The organism is Undibacterium sp. Di26W (assembly GCF_049340265.1).
GTDB lineage: Bacteria > Pseudomonadota > Gammaproteobacteria > Burkholderiales > Burkholderiaceae_D > Undibacterium.
The window spans coordinates 331,480-352,284 of record NZ_JBMPOR010000001.1; the positions used below are offsets into that span (position 1 = coordinate 331,480).

The 20,805-nt window shown below is 52.1% G+C and carries 17 protein-coding genes; 11 read left to right on the plus strand and 6 right to left on the minus strand.

The features are described from left to right. Window positions 1–196 precede the first annotated feature (196 nt). Entirely contained in the window at window positions 197–1,513 is a 1,317-nt protein-coding gene (locus ACO0LM_RS01360; protein ID WP_423033587.1) for a porin, read from the minus strand. Window positions 1,514–1,708: 195 nt separating this feature from the next. Here ACO0LM_RS01360 and ACO0LM_RS01365 point away from each other — a divergent pair, with 195 nt between their 5' ends. The 9 genes from ACO0LM_RS01365 to ACO0LM_RS01405 all read left to right on the plus strand — a co-directional run bounded on the left by ACO0LM_RS01365 (window position 1,709) and on the right by ACO0LM_RS01405 (window position 11,123). Beyond that, the gene (locus ACO0LM_RS01365) at window positions 1,709–2,383 is read left to right on the plus strand and encodes a response regulator (RefSeq protein WP_423033589.1); all 675 of its coding nucleotides are present in this window, start codon (window positions 1,709–1,711) and stop codon (window positions 2,381–2,383) included. Next, window positions 2,367–3,764, plus strand: coding sequence for a sensor histidine kinase (locus ACO0LM_RS01370; protein ID WP_423033591.1), 1,398 nt, complete (start codon window positions 2,367–2,369; stop codon window positions 3,762–3,764). Before ACO0LM_RS01365 ends, ACO0LM_RS01370 begins: the two co-directional genes overlap by 17 nt. 262 nt (window positions 3,765–4,026) lie before the next feature. Beyond that, window positions 4,027–4,707: a Fe2+-dependent dioxygenase gene (locus ACO0LM_RS01375; protein WP_423033593.1), complete on the plus strand. Its 681-nt coding sequence runs from the start codon at window positions 4,027–4,029 to the stop codon at window positions 4,705–4,707. A gap of 252 nt (window positions 4,708–4,959) precedes the next feature. Continuing rightward, entirely contained in the window at window positions 4,960–6,162 is a 1,203-nt protein-coding gene (locus ACO0LM_RS01380; protein WP_423033595.1) for a hypothetical protein, read from the plus strand. Beyond that, a complete protein-coding gene (locus tag ACO0LM_RS01385; protein ID WP_423033599.1) occupies window positions 6,159–8,333 on the plus strand; it encodes an AAA family ATPase in 2,175 nt (724 codons plus the stop codon). The genes ACO0LM_RS01380 and ACO0LM_RS01385 overlap by 4 nt, the downstream gene beginning before the upstream one ends. Before the next feature lie 246 nt (window positions 8,334–8,579). Further along, complete coding sequence (locus tag ACO0LM_RS01390; RefSeq protein WP_423033601.1) at window positions 8,580–9,446, plus strand: MBL fold metallo-hydrolase; 867 nt, start codon at window positions 8,580–8,582, stop codon at window positions 9,444–9,446. Between the two features lie 30 nt (window positions 9,447–9,476). Further along, window positions 9,477–10,034 carry a GlcG/HbpS family heme-binding protein gene (locus ACO0LM_RS01395; RefSeq protein ID WP_423033603.1) on the plus strand — a complete coding sequence of 186 codons (558 nt, stop codon included), beginning with the start codon at window positions 9,477–9,479 and terminating at the stop codon, window positions 10,032–10,034. Window positions 10,035–10,045: 11 nt separating this feature from the next. Beyond that, window positions 10,046–10,690: a DsbA family protein gene (locus ACO0LM_RS01400; RefSeq protein WP_423033605.1), complete on the plus strand. Its 645-nt coding sequence runs from the start codon at window positions 10,046–10,048 to the stop codon at window positions 10,688–10,690. A gap of 181 nt (window positions 10,691–10,871) precedes the next feature. Next, a complete protein-coding gene (locus ACO0LM_RS01405; RefSeq protein ID WP_423033607.1) occupies window positions 10,872–11,123 on the plus strand; it encodes a hypothetical protein in 252 nt (83 codons plus the stop codon). Window positions 11,124–11,455: 332 nt separating this feature from the next. Here the strand turns inward: ACO0LM_RS01405 and gstA are convergent, their stop codons facing one another. Both gstA and ACO0LM_RS01415 read right to left on the minus strand, forming a co-directional pair. Continuing rightward, window positions 11,456–12,076 (minus strand): glutathione transferase GstA, encoded by a 621-nt coding sequence (gene gstA / locus ACO0LM_RS01410; RefSeq protein WP_423033609.1) that lies wholly within the window; start codon window positions 12,074–12,076, stop codon window positions 11,456–11,458. A 385-nt stretch (window positions 12,077–12,461) separates the two neighbouring features. Then, a complete protein-coding gene (locus ACO0LM_RS01415) occupies window positions 12,462–13,511 on the minus strand; it encodes a DNA-binding protein (RefSeq protein ID WP_423033611.1) in 1,050 nt (349 codons plus the stop codon). A 184-nt stretch (window positions 13,512–13,695) separates the two neighbouring features. Here ACO0LM_RS01415 and ACO0LM_RS01420 point away from each other — a divergent pair, with 184 nt between their 5' ends. Together ACO0LM_RS01420 and ACO0LM_RS01425 are read left to right on the plus strand one after the other, a co-directional pair. Next, window positions 13,696–14,697 carry a site-specific integrase gene (locus ACO0LM_RS01420; protein WP_423033613.1) on the plus strand — a complete coding sequence of 334 codons (1,002 nt, stop codon included), beginning with the start codon at window positions 13,696–13,698 and terminating at the stop codon, window positions 14,695–14,697. A gap of 70 nt (window positions 14,698–14,767) precedes the next feature. Further along, a complete protein-coding gene (locus tag ACO0LM_RS01425; protein WP_423033615.1) occupies window positions 14,768–15,550 on the plus strand; it encodes a hypothetical protein in 783 nt (260 codons plus the stop codon). Between the two features lie 159 nt (window positions 15,551–15,709). Here ACO0LM_RS01425 and ACO0LM_RS01430 read toward each other — a convergent pair whose 3' ends face one another. The 3 genes from ACO0LM_RS01430 to ACO0LM_RS01440 form a co-directional block, all read right to left on the minus strand. After that, window positions 15,710–16,447, minus strand: a complete 738-nt coding sequence (locus ACO0LM_RS01430; protein ID WP_423033617.1) for a glycoside hydrolase domain-containing protein — start codon at window positions 16,445–16,447, stop codon at window positions 15,710–15,712. A gap of 290 nt (window positions 16,448–16,737) precedes the next feature. Then, complete coding sequence (locus ACO0LM_RS01435; RefSeq protein WP_423033619.1) at window positions 16,738–18,453, minus strand: DUF4157 domain-containing protein; 1,716 nt, start codon at window positions 18,451–18,453, stop codon at window positions 16,738–16,740. Between the two features lie 56 nt (window positions 18,454–18,509). Further along, the gene (locus ACO0LM_RS01440) at window positions 18,510–20,738 is read right to left on the minus strand and encodes an ATP-binding protein (protein WP_423033621.1); all 2,229 of its coding nucleotides are present in this window, start codon (window positions 20,736–20,738) and stop codon (window positions 18,510–18,512) included. Between the last annotated feature and the right edge of the window lie 67 nt (window positions 20,739–20,805).

A 20,805-nucleotide genomic window follows, 5' to 3' on the forward strand; every position in this document is an offset into this window, starting at 1 on the left:
TCCCTTAAGCGATTTGGATATACTTCGAAATGCCATTGCACGCACAAATATAGACGGCAAAGGACAACATGCACTTGACTACGCATGAGTCAAATGTATGCCCGTTCGCTTGATAAAATGAGTTCTGGCTGGCAAAAGCGTTACATAATCCGGCTTTTGCCAGCTAAGATCGTAAACAGGTTCTAAGACCTGCTTCTTAGAATTTGAACCGCATCCCGATAGCGTATTCATTTTGCGATGTAAATCCGTTCGCTTGCGCGGCCAGATAAGTACCATCCGTATTCAGGCGATCGAGCGCAAAATACAATTCAGTCCGTTTGTCGAAGTGATAGAACGCGGAGCCATACCATGTCTTGCGTTTGCCTGTCGCAGTTTTGCTGGCGCTAGCTGTATTGGCATAAGCATTGAGTACGTAGCCACTGCCGTTGACGGCTGCATTCTCTGCATTCATGGTTTGCCAACCCAATTCATAGTCGAAATTCCCGGCAGGTGTGAATTTAGCTGAAAGCGTATAGGCTTTATCACTACGATTGCCGATTGCAACAGGTTGATCTGCCTTGTAACTGATATACCCGGCATTCAAACGAACCAAGCCAAATTGATAATTCCCACCGACAGAATACGAACTGTGAGTATAGCCATTTACGTTCGCTGAATTATAGAATCCTGAAACATTGACGTCACCACCGTTATAGGCAAGCCCCAAGGATTTGGTGGTGCCGGTTGCGGTATCGCCAGGAATACCGCCGACCTGATAGCCGACGCCAGCAACGATATTGCCAAATTCTTTCTTCCAGACGATACCTTTGTCGTAACGCGTGCCTGTCGCACTGCCGGAATAAAAAATAAGTTGTTTGAAGTTGTTATTATTGGAATAGCCGCCCTCGTCCAGGGTGACACCGGCACTACCATACGGGTCGCCATAGATTTTCGAGAATTCTCGTGCCAGTGTGTTTTGGCGCCCCAGAGTCAGCTTACCCAGTGACTCGCTCTGTATCCCCAGCCAGGCATCGCGATTGAACAGGACACCTGGTGTATCCATATTACCCGTAGGCAATTCGTATTCACTTTCCAATTTGAATATGGCTTTCAGACCATCCGTATCCTTGAGAGCATGTTCACCTTCTATGCCCCAACGATTGCCGCTGAACCAGGCAACTGACATATCTTTCTGGCTGTTACCTGCTTTATCCGCATTGTTCTTGTTGCTGAGGCTTAAATCAATCAGGCCATACAATCTGACCATATCCCCACCGTTCTTGTACACCAGGCCTTCACCTGCAGGCTGGCTGACTGATGCTGAACTCTTTGTTGCCTCTGCTGCCTGACTGGCCGCAACGGTCGCTTGCTGAATTTGTGCCAGGGCCTCTTGGGCTTGCTGCGCGGCTTTTTGTGCATCCGCGGCGGCTTTTTGAGCCTGGGCTAATGCTTGTTGTAAATCTTGTACCGATTGCGCTTGAGTTGTTCCTGCCAGCGCGCCTAAAATGGCAAGCGCCATGAGCTTTTTTTTCATTTGTATGTCTCCATATTTATAAAGTTGTATCTCACGTATCTATTAGCTGATTGAGTGAGCCTACACAGGCAAATATAGTTGGCACTAGCCTTCTGCTTGCCTTCAGCAGTAAGCTTGTGGACAAAATGAAACGCCCAATGAAATGGGGTGAGCGGATTCGTTTGGCAATACAAAAAATGATTTACTCTTGCAGCTATGAAACTACTCTTGGTGGACGACAATCGCGAGCTATCGTCTTGGCTGACGCGCTTATTGACGCAATCTGGCTACGCTGTTGAACAGGCATTCACGGGGGAAGAGGCGTCTCATTTATTGATCACACAGAGTTATGACGCAATCCTTCTGGACCTTACGCTGCCAGGTATTAAAGGGCAGACCGTATTAAAAAGCATCCGGCATAAAAATAACGATGTCCCGGTCTTAATCATCAGTGCCCTCGACTCTTTGGGCGATATTATTGAAAATCTGAATCTGGGTGCCGATGACTATCTGGCGAAACCATTTGATATCCAGGAACTGGAAGCACGCTTGCGTTCACTGTTAAGAAGAGCGAGCGGAAAAACAAATCCCATAACTACGTGCGGTGCATTGAGTTACGATAGCAATTCAAAAATATTTAGCAACCACCAGATCGCCATTAATCTGACGCCAAGAGAACACGCGGTACTTGAGGCATTGATACGGAAATCCGGGAAAACCGTATCAAAAAAAGAATTGGCCGATGGATTATTTACATTGAACGATACTGTTTCTCCCAAAGCGCTGGAAATTTACATAGTCAGACTAAGAAAGAAAATAGAAAATTCCGGCGCACAAATTATTACACTGCGCGGATTGGGGTATATGCTGACCTATGTTGCCACGAATTAATAGTCTAAAAGGCAGATTGGCTTTGTGGGTGTTTTTACCTACATTATTAATCTCTGCTATCGATCTGATCGTTACTTACCATAGTACGGACCTGATTGCCACCCTGGTGCAAGAGCAGTTATTAGAAGGTTCAGCCAGGATCATTTCCGAGCAGTTGGTCATTGTAGATGGTGCTTACGAGATAAGCATACCGCCGGCAGCTTTTGAGCTATTTGCAAGCAAATATAAAGATCATGTTTTTTACTCGGTGCGCAGCAAAGTCGGCGTACTTATTTCTGGCGATGAAGAACTCGTCAGCTATCATTCAAGTTTGCAAATCGAACAGGGGAAATATTTCCTGACGACGATACGTGGTGAACCAGTAAGAGTGATTGCCTATGCGCATGCACTTCCAAGTACATCCAATAACGACTATGCAATTACGCAAGTGGCACAAACCTTACGTAGTCACGACGCCTTCAAGAAAGACCTATTTTTATTGACGATGAGAGAACATCTGCTTCTTTTATCGATAGTCCTCATAGGTTTATTCATTGCCTTTCGTTGGACACTGAAACCACTGATTGAATTTGGCGAGAAACTGCTGAAGCGCCAACCGGGGTCGTTAGAAAAACTTGATGCAGAAAATGCCCCTGTAGAGTTAAGCCCAGTCATTTTCGCCATGAACGACTACGTCGCAAGACTGGATAAGACCTTAACATCGTATGAACAGTTCGTTGCAAACACGGCCCATCAATTAAGAACATCTTTTGCCATCATTACCTCCCAAATCAATTTTGGAAACAGAAATAACAAGCTTGATCAATCACAAAAAGAAATTTTTTCTGCCATTCAAAAGACGATAGTACAAGGAACAAAAGTCATCAATCAATTATTGGTTCTTGCATCTATTGAACAAAATCGACATATCAATAGCTTTAAGACGCCCACTCGATTTTCTGAAGTCATTCAAGGGGTCATAGAAGAATTAGCACCACTTGCGCAGCAAAAAAATATCGACCTGGGTATAGATACACTGGATGATTGTGTCATCAATGCTCCGCGGTCCTTACTGCGTGAACTGGTGTCCAATCTGGTTGATAATGCGATCACCCACATAGTAGATGAAGGCATGGTGACGGTCTCCCTGCAAAAAAAAGACACCTCAGTATTGCTGTTAGTCACCGACAACGGACCAGGAATTCCAGTTTCAGAGCGCCAAAAAGTATTTGAGCGTTTTTATCGACTGAATGAAAATAAACCAAACAGTTCAGGATTAGGATTGTCCATCGTCAAAGAAATTTGCGACATGCTAAATGCCTCAATCGTCTTGAGCTCACCAGAAAGCGGAACAGGCCTGGTAGTGGGCATTACTTTTGTTGGCAAGACTGCTAATTTTTGATTTGCGAATCCTTTCATTAAGTAAGGCGGCTGTGCATGCAGAACAATGTCAGTGCGCAATGCTGAATTCGTAATCCACAAAATTCCGAAAACGACGACTTTGTTCCAGATCAACAATGCGTCGATCGCCTACATCCTGCGCATCCCATGCGCTTCTCAATAGCTGTCCCACATGCGATAATGCAAATAATTCTCATTTACATGCACCTTGTAAGCCACCCCGCTAAGCAAGCCAATTTAAGTAAAGTTTCAAAGGACTTATCATGATGTTACATATTCCGGGCGTGTTAACACCCGAAGAAGTGGCGCAATTTCGCCAGCGTCTGAATGACACTTCATGGATTGATGGCCGTACCAGTGTTGGCCCCCAGGGGGCACAGGTCAAGCGCAATCGTCAGTTGCCGGAAGGGTCACCACTGGCCATAGAGCTGGGGCACATCATCGTCAGCAAACTGAAGTCGCATCCACTGTTTTTTTCTGCGGTGCTGCCCTTGCGTATTCTCCCGCCTTTTTTTAACAACTATGAAGGCGGTGAACACTATGGTCTGCATATCGATGGTGCCATCCGTACCCCGCTTGGCGGTGCTTACAGCATGCGCTCGGATGTGTCATCCACCCTGTTCCTGAGCGCGCCGGATGAATATGAGGGTGGCGAGCTGGTCGTGGTGGATTCTTATGGTACACATGAAGTAAAACTGCCGGCCGGCGACCTGATTGTCTACCCGTCCAGCAGCGTACACAAGGTAGAGCCCGTGACCAGCGGCGTAAGAGTCTGTTCTTTCATGTGGACGCAAAGCATGGTCCGTGATGACTGGAAGCGTTCCATGTTGTTTGAGCTCGACCAAAATATCCAGCAATTGCGCGCCGACTATGGCGACAATCAAGCCATTGTCGGGCTGACTGGGCATTACCATAATCTCTTGCGTCAGTGGGCTGATGTGTAAGCAGCTGTTGACGATCTTAGCTGCTGACTAGCTTACCCGAATTGCACACATTTCCACCTTCAGACTGAAACCCGTAGTGGCTCACCTGACAGGCTGTCAAGTAGTGTTGCCATCGCCTGACAGTGTCGTCATTCCCAGTCCAGGCATGCGCTGTTAAAATGCGGCTGTTCATCCAGGCAGGTCAACAGTGGTTCGCCATGGACAAATGGATCTACGCCAGAGCCATCGACGACTACCCGGGACAGACTGCCTATGCACCTTGATACTTTTTCGATTTTACTATCGCAATACATGCGCCGTATTCGTGCCAGCGCATCTGGCGTTGCCACCGAAATTGGTTTAAGCCGTGAATCGGTCAATAACTGGAGAAATGGCACTTCGCTTCCCAGTCCAAGATCCCGCGATAGCCTGCATGCGTGTGCACGCTACCTGCGCCTGACAGAAGTAGAGACCAATCTTTTCTTTGCAGCCGCTGGCCTGGCACCCGAATTTCCCTTGCAAAGTGAAGAAGAAGGGGAAACGCCATTTGCTGATTTCATGAACCAGCTATTTGTGCGACTGGCGCAAGCGGCACCCTACCCCATCACCTTATTGCTGTCACAGGCACACTGGGGCCAACCGCCATTCAGGCAAAAATTGCTGGCGCGTGCGCGTGCGCAGTATGGTGATGCAGCGACACTGCATATACAACCACCTTTCAGCGTCAGTACAGAAAGCAACGACTATTTTGCAGCGATAGCGCGCCAATGCGGTTTTCCAGATGTCAATTCGGATTATGAATTTGAAGCCGCGCTGGAACAAAGGCTGAATGCTGGTGAACGCGTATTTTGCCTGGTCAGCCGTTTTGAACAAGGTACGCCAACATTGCGCGAAGCACTGGCAGGTATCTTGCGCAGCCTGAGTGAAATGCATAGCGGACGCCTGCATCTTTTGCTATGTGGCGGTGAAGCACTGGCAGACCTGAAATATCGCAGCGGTGACCTGTCTTTACTCAACATCGCGCAAGTAAGTCATTGGCCAGATGCGAGTACTGAAGACCTAAGCATCATTGTCAAACAGCGCTGGCCAGATCAAGTGATGCCGGCAACAGGCATTGCTGCCCTGGCGTCCTTGTGCGGCGGCCACCCTGCCCTTTTTGAAGAAGGCATGCAATGGTTGATAGAAAATAACGGTAAATTACCGAATGACATGCTGGCCTTGCGCACCCATTTGATCCATAGTGCCCGCCTGTGGCAAACTTTTTTGCCATTGACGCAAAGCCCGGATGCCAAAGCCCATTTGCGCGAACGTCTGTTAGCGCAAGACCTGGGACGCGCCCGACCGTATCTGCAAGATGAAGATTTGCGCCGCCTGTTTTGGGGCAATCTGATCCATGTCCGTGGTCAGGGCGATCAGGCCCGGCTGCACTGGCGTTGCGACATCATTCGCGATGCCGGTTTGATGGTGATCGAATGATGTTAAAGAAATTGGCGCAGCTTTTTCCGGGGAAAATATCGCGGGTCATGCTGATCGCCTTGCTTACCCTGTTCATCGCAAGCGCCATACTGACACCCAAACTGAACCCCATCACAAGGGGCAGGATACTTGCTGCAGAAAACTTCGGTGCCATCTGGAGTGACCTGAACCAATGGCGGGTAGCACTGGCGGAGGCGCGCAGCATTGAAGATGGCTGGCCCAAAGACATCAACAAATATGCGCCACCGGCTATCACGCCCTATCTGGTCGTCAGTTCACCCCAGCCTTATGTATTGCAGGCAGACATTGTCAAGAATGCTGACCTGGGTTCTCTTTCGGGCACGCAAGTCATTTTTGACATTAATCCAAACACTGCGACGTGGCGCTGCAAGGCTGGTTCGCCTCCTATTCCGTCGGGTTTCTTGCCCATTAATTGTGACGGCGGCAGTACCAGCGAGCCAGGTTTCGGCGTACTAAAAATGCTGCTGGTATTTTGCGCGTTCATCTTTGTCACCGCTGGACTTTTTCTGTTGTCGCACCATCCCCTGCTGGGACCGACACAACTACGGCCAGAGCGCCTGCGCCGCACACCGTATCGCATCTTGCCCAAACTGGACCGGCTGCTGCGCCTGGCAGGCAGACGCCAATCTACCTTGCAGGCAGCAACTGTGTCGATGTCGGATTGGCAGCGCGCAGTCAACTATGTCAACGATAGCGCCAGCCAACGAGCTGCATGTCTGGCCAAACAACTGGGTGCGCAGTGCAAGGCAGGCCAGGATTGGACACTTCCCGGCGAGGTTTTCGAATGGCAATTTGCCAGCAACCTGCCTATTTCACTGGACCGTTGCCTGGTTTTTATTCCATCTGAAGATCTTGATGAAGATTCACTGATACGCTGCCTGGTGACGGCGCAAACCGGCTCGGATGTGATGCTGATCCTGTCAGAACACGCACCGGACACACCCATGCCCTTGCTGCAGGCGTACTGCGAAGACAGGGCCAATATGTTTGTCATGCTGGACAGTGCCAGCCAGACGGAATGCCTGCTCAGCAGGCAAGCCACTGCCATTCTGCTGCGCTTGTTGGCGGCCCAATTGCGCGTAACGCGCATTTCGCCCTACCAGACACGTGGGGCAATCACCAGTTCAGGCGCTTTTTTTGGGCGTGACCAATTATTGGCACGCGTCATCGGTCGTGAACCCGCCAATTATCTGGTAGTCGGCGGACGCCAGCTTGGCAAGAGCAGCCTGCTGAAAGCAGTGCAGCGCCGTTTGCAAGGGCATCCGCAAATCATTTGTCACTACATTTCACTACGCGATCATCGCCTGGCCCCGCGCATGGCATTGCAGTTTGGGCTGGCCGCGACGACGCCGATAGAAGACATCATTGCACACCTTGAAACCAATTTTTCCGGCAAGCGACTATTCCTGTTGATTGATGAAGCGGACCAGTTTTTTCGTGATGAAGCACAAAATGGTTACCAGCAATTATCTGCGCTGCGCGCATTGAGTGACGAAGGACGCTGCTGGTTCATGCTGGCCGGCTTTTGGGATTTGTATGCAACGGCAGTGCTTGATTACCAGTCACCCCTGCGTAATTTTGGTGAGGTATTGACCATAGGCGGACTGGAACAGGAAGCATGCAGGGAATTGGCCAGCGTGCCGTTGTCACGTCTGCGTTTTGGTTTTTCCAGTAACCACCTGATTGATCAACTGGTGGAAGCCAGCGGCCAGCGCGCCAATTTACTCGCCATTCTCTGCCAGGAATGTCTGGAAGTCTTGCAGCCCGGCGAACGCGCCATTGATGCACGCCATACTGCACTGGCCCTGTCTTCGCAAGCCGTTCAGGATGCACTGGCAGGTTGGGGTCGACTCAGTCACGACGAAGATGCCTGTCGGCTGGACCGGATAGTCGTCTATCACACCGCCTTGCATGGTAAAACCAGTTTATCTGAACTGGCTGCACTGCTGGAAAGCGCCGGGGGACATCAAACCCAGCCAGAACCCCTGCGACATGCCCTTGCCCGCCTGCAATTGGCTTATGTATTAAAACGCGAGGGTGCAGAATTTGTATTTGCTATCCCGTTGCTGATAAAGCAGTTCGAACAAAGCGAGGTAGCGCTTTTACTGAAGCAGGAACTAAGCTCCATGCATACAACCGCTGCAATATAAGCAAACGCAAGAAGTAAAAACTGCATCGGCTTAAAAACAGATAATTCGTGCCTGATAGGGCCATTTCTTGAAAACGGTCGTCATCCAAGCGCTACCAGCACCGTTAAAGTATCTATTAGCCCATCATTTGCTCGATTCAAGAAACAATAATGTGCAAATTTCGCTATTTATCTGCTTGATTCTGGCAACTATAGTTCATTGTAACGCTGCAAGGCGTTCCTTTAAACCACCTGACTGGAGTTCATCATGATACGTACCACTGTTATCGCCGCTACACTGGCTATTAGTTTTACCTCTGCGCAAGCTGCTCAGCCGCTTACCGTCAAGGTTTACAACGCCAATGGCGCCAGCTTCAACGTTAACTCCACGCTGGTTTACGGTGAAAAAGAAGCCATGGTGATCGATGCAGGTTTTACTCGCGCCGACGCTTTGCGTATTGCTGCAAACGTGCTCGACAGCGGCAAGCAGTTGACGACTATCTACGTGAGCCAAGCAGATCCCGACTACTATTTCGGTGTAGAAACCTTGAAAGAATTTTTCCCCCAGGCCGATGTAGTGACTACACCTGCCGTTCTGGAAAAGCTGACGGCCAAGATGGCGGGCAAGCTCGCATTCTGGGGTCCAAAGATGGGTGCGAATGCACCACGTAAGCCAGTGGTACCGCGGGCACTGGAAGGCAATGTTCTGAAGCTGGAAGGCCAGACCATTGAAATCCGTGGCACCCAGGGCTTGCTGGCACATCGCCCATATGCCTGGATTCCAGCGATCAAGGCTATCGTGGGCAACATCGGTGTATTCGGCAATATGCATGTGTGGACTGCAGACAGTCAAACAGCGGCTGAACGTGCGGCATGGGTGGCGCAACTGGATGAAATGTCAGCACTGAAGCCTGAGCTGGTGGTTCCTGGCCATATGAGTGCCGGCACCAAGGTGGATGCCAGTGCGATCACGTTCACCAAGGACTATCTCCTGACTTTTGAGAAAAACCTGGCTTCCAGCAAAGACGGCGCAACGCTCATCAATGCCATGAAGCAGTCTTACCCGCAAGTGACCGACGGCGCGATGTCTCTGGACATCGGTTCCAAAGTCAACAAGGGCGAAATGAAGTGGTGACGCTACAAGCCTGACCAGGCTTGACGTTCCATGATCTCCATTGCACTGCGCCCGATAAATTTTATCGGGTCAGTATTGTCTTCCCTCACCAAATATTTGATGAACTCTATGAAACACACTTTAATGACCTTGAGCCTGGTTGCACTGGCTGTCGGCGGCGGTAATGCTTTTGGCGAAACAATTAACTACGGCGCACCTATCAGTCTGGAAGTTGCCAAAAAAGTTGCCCAGGCGGCTGTGACCGAAATGCACAAAAAAAATCTTGAATTGACCATCGCTGTCGTTGATTCTGGCGGCAACCTGATTTATTTGGAGCGCTCAAATCAAGCGCCGATTGGCACTGTGGATGCCGCTATAGGAAAAGCCAAAGCGGCCAACGGAATTAAAGCGCCTACCAAAGTTATTGAAGATCAGGTTTTGAATAACAACAAAGTCAACCTGCTCGGCATACCCGGCGCTTTTCCTGTTGAAGGCGGCGTGCCACTGATTTTCAATAAGCAGATCATCGGTGCCATCGGTGCCAGTGGTGCAATGCCGGCAGAAGATGGTGTAGTCGCCAATGCCGGTGCAAAAAGCCTGTTACCTTAGGACATCGTACTATGCCTATTATGCCTACTATTCTTACTTATTTATTTGATCCCTTGTGTGGCTGGTGCTATGGTGCTTCGCCCGTGATCCAGAAGCTGGGTCAGCAAAGCAACTTGACACTGGAACTTGCTCCCACTGGCTTGTTTGCCGGCAGCAACGGACGCGCCATGGACGTTGCATTTGCAGAATACGCATGGACGAATGACGTCCGCATTGAAAAACTGACTGGTCAGCGCTTCACTGAAGAGTATCGTGCGCAGGTACTGGGTAAGCATGGCAGCCGCTTCGATTCAGAGACAGTTACGTTGGCACTGACTGCGGTATCCATGACGGAACCGCAACGTGAACTGGAAGCATTGAAGGTCCTGCAAGAAGCACGTTATGTCTATGCACAAGACATCACGGCCACTAGTGTAGTGGAAAAGCTATTGCGCGACATGAGCCTGGTTGCCGCAGCCGTTAGACTGGCAACTAGAGATGCAGAACTGCGTCAGGCCACCGATGCACGCATACGACGCGCACAACACCTGCTGCAAACGTATGGCATCACCGGTGTGCCTAACATGGTGGTGACAAAAGGTGGCGAAAGCCGGCTGTTGCGGGGCGACGTCCTGTTCGGTGATATTGAAAGTCTCCTGGATGTATTGGAGAAATGACTCACCTCCAGTCTGCCTTCATAGGAAGGCAGACACGTTCTGCACCGGGCCAGTATCCTGTTGAATGTGGAAACGAGCATAAAATAGGTGTACAAGGTACAAAACTACACATATTGATATGTGTTGGCCTCGTCCTCGACCCTGAATTGTTTTACCTTGGCCTCATCAACAGGAGTTTTCCATGAACAAACTTCATCAGGTCCTTGCTCATATGCGTCAGGGACAGTGGAACGAAGCGCATGATCTGGTACAGAGTGACGATACGCTGCCAGGGGCATGGCTGCACGGCATTTTGCACATACAAGAAGGTGATCTGGAAGATGCCGAGTATTGGTACGGCAAGACCAACCGGAACTTTCGTAGTCGCGGAACACTGGCTGAAGAATTGGAACGCTTCACGGCGGAATTGCTGAATATGGATGCCCAGGCATAGCTATTCACTCCCTTTTTTTCGAATCAAAATACCGCCATCTGGACGCTACCCTGTTGCCGCAGCCAGAAGTCGCTGGAGGGCAGCGCACCATGTACTAAACAGTAGCTGCGCGGCCATCAACGTCGATAGTGATGGTCGCGCCACTAGTGCTGATTTCAGAATCGGCGGTGATCCGCAACCAGCACTGATTCTGTGCCTCGATGTTCAAATCGAGTCCAGAGAAGACATCGACTTAAGCAAAAAAAAACAAAAAATAAGCAAAGAAATCTAAGCAGCGCGCAACTTTTCGCTACCATCGTGCTGATCGCAACTTGCCTGCGAATCAGATATCCTTAGTTCACAGCGCACAACTCGGGAAGCCCTTCGGCCTGGAGTGCGGCCTTGACCGTCGGGCGCGCTTCGACGCGGGCCATATATGCTTTGAGTGCGGGGAGCGCATCAAGCGAGATACCAAAATTAGCAGACCAGCGGGTAACCGCGAAAATATAAGTATCAGCAACCGTAAAGCTATCGCCCAGGATGTAAGCACGGCCATCCGCAAGCAGGCTATTCAAGTAGGTTTGCTTCGCGATGACCGGGCGCTGGGCGTCCGTGCGGTCGGCATCAGCGGCCAGGTAAAACAGCGGAGTCCAGGATTTATGATACTCAGAAGAAAGATAGTTCAGTATCTCCTGCAGGCGGGTACGTTTCAGCGTACCGTTGGCTGGCAGAAGCGAAGGCGCGTGATGGTCACCGAGATATTGGAGGACCGCAACGCCTTCCGTCAGAATCATTCCGTCATCAAGCGCGAGCGCCGGAACCGAGCCTTTCGGATTGATCTTGTAGTAGTCCTCGCCGGACTCGGTCTTATGCTGCCACAAATCAACTTTCGCCAATTCATAGGGTATATTTGCTTCGCGCAGCACGATGTGGGTAGCTAATGAACAAGAGCCTGGGGAATAATAAAGTTTCATAATAAGTGTCCTTTCGGATGGCTGGGAAAGGTCTTATAATAGCAATCAAAGTTACCAATAGATACGTGGTAACTTAAGGTTACTGAAATATTCCAGTTTCCATTCGGTTACGTAGTGACGCCCTGGAAAGCGCATATCAGAAGGAGAATCACCATGGCATTGAAGATGCGCAAGAGCAAAGTGGCTATTTGTGCCCATCCCCTCGAAAAGGCAAAAGTTAACTAAAAGACATTCTACTCAAGACAATAATTGATATTGACTCATGCGTTACGCCCTTGATTTGATCTGACATTACATGAGGTTGAGAAGCCCAACTACAGCCCGCTTCCAAAAATTTTTACCTTTTCGAGGGGATGGGCAGAGTTCCTACTGTGTGCGATCCCAACTACCTCTCAGTCCGATCACTCTTCTTGCTCGTCTCTAGCGTAGCACGCATAGCAGCAATGTCTTGAATGAGTGCTATCCGTTCGGTTTCCATAGCGCTGGCTATTTTTTCTTCCGCTGCCAGGCGCTCACGCAAAAGATATGTTTCCCGCTCTTGGCCGGCGAGTGCGCCCCGGACATCGATTAGCAACTGCTGGGCGGTTGCCAACTCACTTTTCAGCCCATGGTGTGCGATAGCGAGTTCTTTGACCTGATATACGATCCGGTCACGCTCGCTTCCAATTGTTGCGGCTTGTTCTTGTGCAATGTGCATTACTTCCTGCAGTCGCAGGATCTCGTTGATAGAGCTTGATATCTGTGCAGCTTGTTGAACGTCAAGCCTCTGATGATCGATTAATTGCTGCTGCAAACGGACTTTATCGCGCTCTAGAAGCGCAATTCGTTGATCTGCGGCACGGTTTTCTTCGGCGCGCTGAGTCGCAACCGCTTCCTGGAAGTGCTGAAATTGTTTACTTGCATGGGAGAGCTGTTGATTTAGTGCAGTCACTTCCGCTGCACGATCCGCCAAGCGTTGCTGTAGACCTGCATTTTCACTCTCGAGACCGGTAAATTTCACAATCAAGCCATGATGTTCATTTTGCAATTTGGCTAGTGCATCTCTCACGCGTTTCAATTCGTCGAATTGCTCAGACATGTTGCTTTCGAGCACTTGGTATTCGGTCTTGATACTTTGTTCACGTATAGCTGCGTCTTGAAGCGCTGATTTATGCATGCTTTGCGCTTCGTCAATCTGTGATCTGGCCTGCTCCTGGATCTTGTCGTAGACGTTTTTTACAACGGAAAGCAGTTCGGCCGGTATGGTCAACTCCGCAGCAACATTAACCTCCTGATGCTCCGCTTTCCAGCGTTTTAACATCGGCGCGATAGTGCTTTTACTGCCGGTGTCACCCAGCGCTTCGCGCACGTTATCAACGGTCGGATTTTTGCCATCTTCAATAAGCTTGCCGGCCGCTTTGGCAACGTGGGAATACAGGATGCCAGCACGGGCCATATGATCTCCATTAAATAAAGTAATGTAATACGTTATATGTAATAATACGATATATTACGCATAAAGTGAATTTCAATTTCTCAATTTTAAACATGCGATAATATAACTTATCGCGTGTTATATGGTGGCAGCTTATGTTAAGCTGAAAAATCGTCATTACAAAACCGGATATTGAGCAATTTTTATGTCAAAAAACGATTTCACTGAAAAGCAAGCCCTGCCAGAAAATAGAGTTCAAGTTCCAGTTTTACGTAATGCAAATACACCTACTGCCGCAGACGTACAGCAACATGCCACATTGCTGGCCGCTGCCACGTCAGACAATACCCGGCGAGCCTACCGGTCAGCGATCCAACATTTCCTGGCATGGGGTGGAGAGCTTCCGTCCGACGAATCTGCAGTGATCCAATATCTGTTAGCCCATGCGACCGTTTTGAACCCGCGCACCCTCGCGCTTCGCCTGACGGCGCTGTCCCAGTGGCACGTACACCAGGGATTTCCAGATACCACCTCTTTGCCAAAGGTCCGCAAAACACTGACTGGCATCACACGAGTTCACGGCAAACCAAAAAAGAAAGCCAAGGCTTTGCCAGTTGAAGACCTGGAGCGCATCATCACTTCGCTTGCCCAGCTTGGCACTGTCAAAGCAAAGCGCGATAGCGCTTTGCTGCAAACTGGCTTTTTTGGCGGATTCCGTCGTAGTGAGTTGACAAATTTACAGGTAGAATTTATTGAGTGGCAAGCAAAGGGCATCCTGATAACCTTACCGCGGTCCAAGACCGACCAGGAAGGCCAAGGTATTGTGAAAGCCATCCCTTATGGCGACGGTGTCTGCTGTCCAGCGACGGCACTAAGAATCTGGCTCGCAGCTGCTGATATTACGTCTGGTCCGATTTTCCGCCGCATTAATAAATGGGGCAAGATTGGAGTAGAAGCATTACACTGCTCCAGCGTAAACACGATTTTGGTCGACTGCGCCAAACTGACGCAACTGGATTACGTACCGGATCTGAGTAGTCACAGTCTGCGGCGGGGCATGGCAACCAGCGCGTACCGAGCTGGTGCCGACTTTCGCGACATCAAGCGGCAAGGTGGCTGGCGTCACGACGGCACTGTACAGGGCTACATTGAAGAGGCCGGGATGTTTGAAGACAATGCTGCCGGCAGCCTGCTTAAAAAATTCTGAATACCTCAATTAAATCAATGAGTTAAGTACATTCCTGCGGAATTTTAAGGAATCCCGGCCGACCCTCGTAGTGGATGATGACGCGCCAGGTGCCGGAATCGCCTATCTCTACGACTTCACCACTTTGCCCAATAATGACGGCAGCCGCTTTTCGACCTTGCGCGTCAATGCCACTTGGCCGAGCGCTGACGCCACCCCCATTTGGCCGACGGTGGAGAACTCGCCGAGCAGTTTCTTCGCCTATACCGATGCGTCGACCTTGGAAGCCGTGATTACGAAGCTCAATCAAGGAACCATCGCTGGCGAACTCAGGTCGGCATTTGAGGGCAACGGCAGGCCATTGTCGCGTTCTGCAACCGTGGAGCAGAAAGACCTAAAGCACTGGTGCGTCGTCGATCCGGACCCGCTGGCCGGGGCTCAGTGCTTCCCCATTGCGGCCACGTCGCAGGAGCTGGACATCTCCCAGCGCTTCATCTGGACGCAGGGACCCGGGTGGGATTTCGACGGGGGCAAGTTTTGGTATTACACCCTGCCCGTGGGCCAGCAGGTGTCATTGGACATCGGCTTCCCCGATTTGCAGCCCATCCTTCTTGAGAGCGCCTGGGGTGGCGAGCAGATTACACGCAACAAAGTCCTCCTACCTGGAGTCAAGACGAACAGGCCGCCGGGCAAGCAGAGCGAGATGGATTGCGTAAGCACGCCCTGCTCCAAATCGACCAAGCGCGTGCTGAGTCCCGCCATTGGAAATCCGAATTCGAAAGAGTCGACCATGAGAATAAGTCCACAGTTGACACTCACCGTCAAAAATCGTCCAGCTTGTCGAATGAATTGGCTGCTGCGCTGGGACGGCTAGGTGCGTTGGAAGATTCGTTGGTGATCGCTCGCCAGCGAATCCATTGTCTGGAAACAGAGTTGTCATCATCGATCGCCGGTGGTGGACCAACGGCCTCCCCTGCCAATAAACGTCTAGGTGGCGCCAAGTTTGTGAGATCTGTCATACCAAGGCGGACACTCAGATGATGCTTGTAGGGGAGCACACAGAATTCGGAAAAAATCGGGTGCTAAGCCATTTCAGGCTGGTTTGACGCGTGTGCGCAGCAGGCTGCCTGCCGCGTTTTCCTCGAACCGGCTCGTCGAGCTGGGAATCTTGCTCGAATTGCCATGCAGAAGCGTTGCTAACGCCGCTGTCGGCCGGGTCCCGTGCCACTAGGTTTGCAATCGAACCGGTTCGCCGATGCGGGACTACACTATCGACCTTGAATACCCAGAGGCGAGCCTTAGGTATCGGATCAATCCTGCCTACCACCTCCGTGACAGAATCGGCCAGTACATGTGAACAATAGATGCCAGGCCGGTATCCTTTGGCGGTTATGCCATTGATCCACGCCTCAACATAGGCTTCGCCATCGAGCGACAGCGTTGAACCATCCTTGATATCAAGGTAGATATATCCCCCGACAAAGCCTTCAGTGCTGGCAAGGCTCGCAGCGTGCATGCCATCGGTGCTGCCTTGCTGTGCGTCCCCGCCAGCAGGCGTCACCACCGTAGCTGGCGCTGTCGGCAAGTAAATGAGAACTGGGCGCCAGCCCTTTGCGAGCAAGTTGGCGCGATTGCCCATCCAGCTCATATCTTTGCGACAGGGGGTGGGAGCAAGGTAGTAACCGATCCAGCACATATTGGCCTGACTCTCGATCCAAGCAAGCTGGTCGGGTGTGGGCTGGTTCATGGTGTCGAGTCCGAGATAAGGCATTTCCTATCCTTTAATACCAGTGAGTGGACCCGTCGTCGCCATCGAATCAGAACGCAAGGGACTCATGCAGTGCGCTCATTTACAGGACGTGAACGGCATGTGGCGCAGCAGGCCCAGGGACAGATGGTGCCGACGGCGAGGATCCACGGCGTTGCCATCAAGGTGATCCCGGCGTGGATCGTGAGGCAGATCAGATGGGTGCGAAGGCTGCACAGGGCACACACGGCACAACGGGAGCCACGCAGACGACAATGCGCGTACCCAATAGGCCTGATACGCAAATGAACGCATCATGTCGGGTCCTCGAGTTGATCCTCTGCTTCGGCCAACATGTCCTCGCACGCCTGAACCAGGCCCTTTTTGAAGTCCCTATCGCGTTTTATTTTTGCCAATTTGTCGTCCATCCTCTCCGTATGTGTGCCAAATGTCGCTGTGATGGGTTCGAATTTTGTTCCTGCCACCGTTCCTTTTCCGTTCGCCCCGTGCTTGCGTTGTCGGTCCGCCGCCCCTCTCTTTGGATGAACTACTGTCGGGACACCTTTAATCGCAATATTAAGCGCGTTGTTGATATCGTCTACTTCGTACGATTTTTTCTGGGACTTGACCCACGCATCAACGACTTCTTTCGCTTGATCCGCATAGATGTCAAACCGTAGCAATTCATCGACCCAAGCCGGTTTTTCTTTAAATTCCGTCCCTTCTTTAACGCCAACGTAGGTCGCTCCTCCCGCAGTAGAAGGTTCTGTAAAGGGGGATTCAAAGTCGATACCATTAGGAGAACCCTTGGTGCTTTGCTTCTTGCCTTTACTCCAAGAAGCCGGCACCGGCTGCGAATGCTTGCTGGGAGCGTAGCCCGATGAATTTTTTAAGTCTGAACTGATCGTTTCCGTTCCTTCCAGCGTCTTATTATTGCCTTGAGGATCGGACACGTACCATTTACACGCAAAATCGGCTGTTAACAAATCATCCTTTTGATTTTTGACTTCGACTTCGTAATACACCTTCGTATCCGTTGCCAGGTTGTTGAAAGCGTCCCTCTTCGCCGTCGTTCCATACAGTAGTCCTTTCACTTTCTGTTCCACTTTTTGTGAATGCTCTTGATTTGCGGCGTTCGATATTGGAAACAGGTTGTAAGGCAAGCCAGGTCCACCAAGGTCATGATTCAGAAGATGGCCCCGGATCACTCTCGTACCTCGCACGCGTGCCTTCAGTTCATCCATCCAAAGCCATCCTATTCCCACCGGTGTACCCACAATCGGGCTTTCCTGATATAAGTTCGCTTCCATCTTCAGCCCGACCTCCGCATATACATTTGGCCTGGTTTTAGGGGCAAATTCAAATTTACCGCTGGTAAACGTCACCGACGATGTCTGGCCACTCTGCGTTTTTGCCGTTGCATTTATCGTTTTTTCTCTGCGCTGTACCGTCCCCTCGCCCACATGCGAAAATTGCAGGGGCCTTGCCGCCTGCCTTGCTCCCGGCCCACCGTGCGCGTCCTGTGCAGCCCTCGCTCCCATCCGATCGGCCTCATGTTCCAAACTTTGATCAGTATTGACTGCAACGCCGTGGGTCCTCGCTGTCGGCGCCACCCGTCCTTGCGCCTGCTGCACCACATGCCACGCTTCATGCGGCAAATGCATTTCTTGCCCCGGCGCCAGGTAGATATGGCTGCCCTGGGCATAGGCGTGAGCACGGTACTGCGTCGGCTGCGAGGCGTTGTAATGCACCTTGACGTGTTTCATCGACATGCCGGAGAGCGATTCGATACCCTGCCGGAGCCGACCTGGCATGGCCAAGCCGGCCCCTCTCGGCGCGGCTGCGCCTTCCGGCAGTGCAAGCGCTGCCTCCCCCGGTCGATTGGGCAGACCGGCCGGCCTACGCGCATAGTGCAGGCTCTCCATGGTGGTCCCGCCGTACTCAATGCGCCGTTGCACCACGGCAGATGCGCCGTGCACGCATGGCGCCACTTGCAGAGCCGGCTTACGCTTGAATGGTTCATATTCCATTTTCCACTCCCCCCATGACATGTCGATGTGCGGCCGCCGTACGCCCTCGCTCCACGCTAGGCATCATCGCTCCAGCGGAACTCGTCCGGAGAAAACACCTTGCCGAGCTTGCGAAATTCCCGTTCTGTCGCTTTAAGCAAATGCTGCTGCCCCACCGGCCGCTGCTCGGCAGCGGCGAGGAAGGCGGCACCCACGGCAATACTATTGATGCTGGCGCCGCTGAGGACTGCACGTTCGGCCAGCAGGACGAAATCGAGGTCATCATCCAAAGGCACGGCGGCGGGAAATGCCTTGCGCCACAATTGCAAGCGCTGCACAGTGCCGGGGAACGGATACTCGATCATGAACTTGAAGCGCCGCGTGAATGCCTTGTCAATATTGGCCATCAAATTGGTCGACAGGATGACAATCCCCGTGTAGCTCTCTATCCGCTGGAGCAAATAACCTGTTTGCAGGTTGGCATAGCGGTCCTGCGCGTCTTTCGTCTCAGTGCGCTTCGAAAACAGGCTCTCGGCTTCGTCAAAAAAGAGCACGACGTTCATTGCCTCGGCCTGGTCGAACAACTGCGCAAGATGCTTCTCAGTCTCGCCGATGTACTTGCTCACAATATTGGCCAAATCGATCCTGTAGAGCCCCAGACCGAGTTCATTTGCGACGATCGAGGCCGCCATCGTTTTGCCGGTGCCTGAGGGACCGTAAAACAAGATGCACAGATTACTGCCATGGTCGTTCTTGCTGTTAAATCCCCATTCCTCGATCACCTGGTGGCGTTGCTGCGCGTATTGCAGCACTTCTAGCAACCATTGCCGAGTTATCTCTGGCAACACGATATCGCTGAAGCGATAAGTAGTTTTGACTTCCTGCGCCACACTCATTTGCTCGCGGTTGCTCTGTGCGCGGCATGCGTCGATCAACAACTCGTCGACATCGCCGTTTTCTGGCTTCAGCAAGCGCCGGCTGGCTGTATCCTTGAGCGCCAGCACTACCTGCTCCTCCGTGAACAGGTAGTGGGCGACCAACTTGTCAAGCAAGGCAGCACAGATATCCACACCGAAGCCGTCCGCATGGCGCTGCCAAATGGCGCGGCGCAAACGGCTGTCTGGCGCGGGTACTCTGATCAGCACGGCAGCCACATCGTGCCGGCCATAGCGGAAGGCCAGATCGGACAAGCGCCGGGCTGGGCCGTTCAAGACCACCAGGTAGGGCTGGCTCTCGAATAAGGTAAGCATGACGTCGTCAAGCAGGTCGTCGTCGGCGCCATCCTGGGTGCCGAGCCAGTGGCAGTGCAGCAGAACGAAAATGCGGTTGCACAAAAGCGCATCACGGCACAGCTGACGCAGACGCGTGAGCAAGGCAGGGCGGCTCTTTTGCCCGTTCAGGTAGGCTTGCCAGATTTCCTTGCCGTCGAGCTCGACGCATTCCATGCCCATCGGTGCGAAGCTTGCCGCGCACAGGCTGCGTAGGAGATGTAGATCCTGCCCCTGCAGCTGCAGGAGATGGGTGGCTGCGCGCGCGCGCTCCGGGCCGCACTGCGCGATGAAGCGCGCTAGCTGCCCGCCTGTCTGATCGTCGACCAGGTGCGCATCGAGCGCCAGCGCGCTCTTGAGGCTGATCAGTGGTCGCTCAAGACAAAGACGCGGCGCCGACTGCGCCAGCAAGTAGGCGGCTAGGGGAGCACTCAATCGAAAGCCTCCGTCAAGGCCGGCAAGATTGGTGTGCGGCGCCAGTACGATCAAATCCCAGTACCGCAAGGCGGCATCGGCTGTGAGGCATTGCTGCAAGCCCGTGCGTACGGCCGCCCCGGTGCCAAGCAGTGATGCGAGACCGGCCAAGTCGATCCAATGCTCGCTTGTTTCAGCGCCGTCGGCTGCGCCTAGCGCACACACAATGGCCCCGTAGCGCCATTCGAGCTCGCTGAGCAAAGCGAACAACAGAATCGTCCGCTGCGGACGGCCCAGATTGAACAGCGCGCACAGATGGATCCACGGAATGAAGACTTGCGCTTCCATCGTTGCCGCGGCCCGGGCGCCGAGCAGTTGCCAATGCTGCTCGATCGTGGCGCCGAGACGGCCGGCTTCCTCGGCCACGCCGGCGCCAGCCGCTTCCATCCGGCTGGCCTGGCGGAACAGGCGATCGAGCGTGTCTTCGCCGTGTGGCATGGCCGGCACGTTCGCAGCGCGTTCGCGCGTCAACAAGGCGCGCTCGATCATGGCTTCGGCCAGCGCGCGCAGGTCGAGCAGCAGGCCGTCGTTGTCGTTATAGGGGCTGCAGGCCAGGCTATTCATGAGCTCAACGCAGCGGCCAAAAATAGGCGCGTGCCTATCCGGTCAAACCTCGCAAGCACACGATCAT

What these genes read in the sequence shown, in the direction of transcription:
- ACO0LM_RS01415 (WP_423033611.1), bottom strand. Translation starts at nt 13,511, where the DNA reads ATGGCCCGTGCTGGCATCCTGTATTCCCACGTTGCCAAAGCGGCCGGC.
- ACO0LM_RS01420 (WP_423033613.1), top strand. Translation starts at nt 13,696, where the DNA reads ATGTCAAAAAACGATTTCACTGAAAAGCAAGCCCTGCCAGAAAATAGA.
- ACO0LM_RS01360 (WP_423033587.1), bottom strand. Translation starts at nt 1,513, where the DNA reads ATGAAAAAAAAGCTCATGGCGCTTGCCATTTTAGGCGCGCTGGCAGGA.
- ACO0LM_RS01390 (WP_423033601.1), top strand. Translation starts at nt 8,580, where the DNA reads ATGATACGTACCACTGTTATCGCCGCTACACTGGCTATTAGTTTTACC.
- ACO0LM_RS01375 (WP_423033593.1), top strand. Translation starts at nt 4,027, where the DNA reads ATGATGTTACATATTCCGGGCGTGTTAACACCCGAAGAAGTGGCGCAA.
- ACO0LM_RS01405 (WP_423033607.1), top strand. Translation starts at nt 10,872, where the DNA reads ATGAACAAACTTCATCAGGTCCTTGCTCATATGCGTCAGGGACAGTGG.
- ACO0LM_RS01440 (WP_423033621.1), bottom strand. Translation starts at nt 20,738, where the DNA reads ATGAATAGCCTGGCCTGCAGCCCCTATAACGACAACGACGGCCTGCTG.
- ACO0LM_RS01430 (WP_423033617.1), bottom strand. Translation starts at nt 16,447, where the DNA reads ATGCCTTATCTCGGACTCGACACCATGAACCAGCCCACACCCGACCAG.
- ACO0LM_RS01365 (WP_423033589.1), top strand. Translation starts at nt 1,709, where the DNA reads ATGAAACTACTCTTGGTGGACGACAATCGCGAGCTATCGTCTTGGCTG.
- ACO0LM_RS01385 (WP_423033599.1), top strand. Translation starts at nt 6,159, where the DNA reads ATGATGTTAAAGAAATTGGCGCAGCTTTTTCCGGGGAAAATATCGCGG.
- gstA (WP_423033609.1), bottom strand. Translation starts at nt 12,076, where the DNA reads ATGAAACTTTATTATTCCCCAGGCTCTTGTTCATTAGCTACCCACATC.
- ACO0LM_RS01395 (WP_423033603.1), top strand. Translation starts at nt 9,477, where the DNA reads ATGATCTCCATTGCACTGCGCCCGATAAATTTTATCGGGTCAGTATTG.
- ACO0LM_RS01435 (WP_423033619.1), bottom strand. Translation starts at nt 18,453, where the DNA reads ATGGAATATGAACCATTCAAGCGTAAGCCGGCTCTGCAAGTGGCGCCA.
- ACO0LM_RS01370 (WP_423033591.1), top strand. Translation starts at nt 2,367, where the DNA reads ATGTTGCCACGAATTAATAGTCTAAAAGGCAGATTGGCTTTGTGGGTG.
- ACO0LM_RS01400 (WP_423033605.1), top strand. Translation starts at nt 10,046, where the DNA reads ATGCCTATTATGCCTACTATTCTTACTTATTTATTTGATCCCTTGTGT.
- ACO0LM_RS01380 (WP_423033595.1), top strand. Translation starts at nt 4,960, where the DNA reads ATGCACCTTGATACTTTTTCGATTTTACTATCGCAATACATGCGCCGT.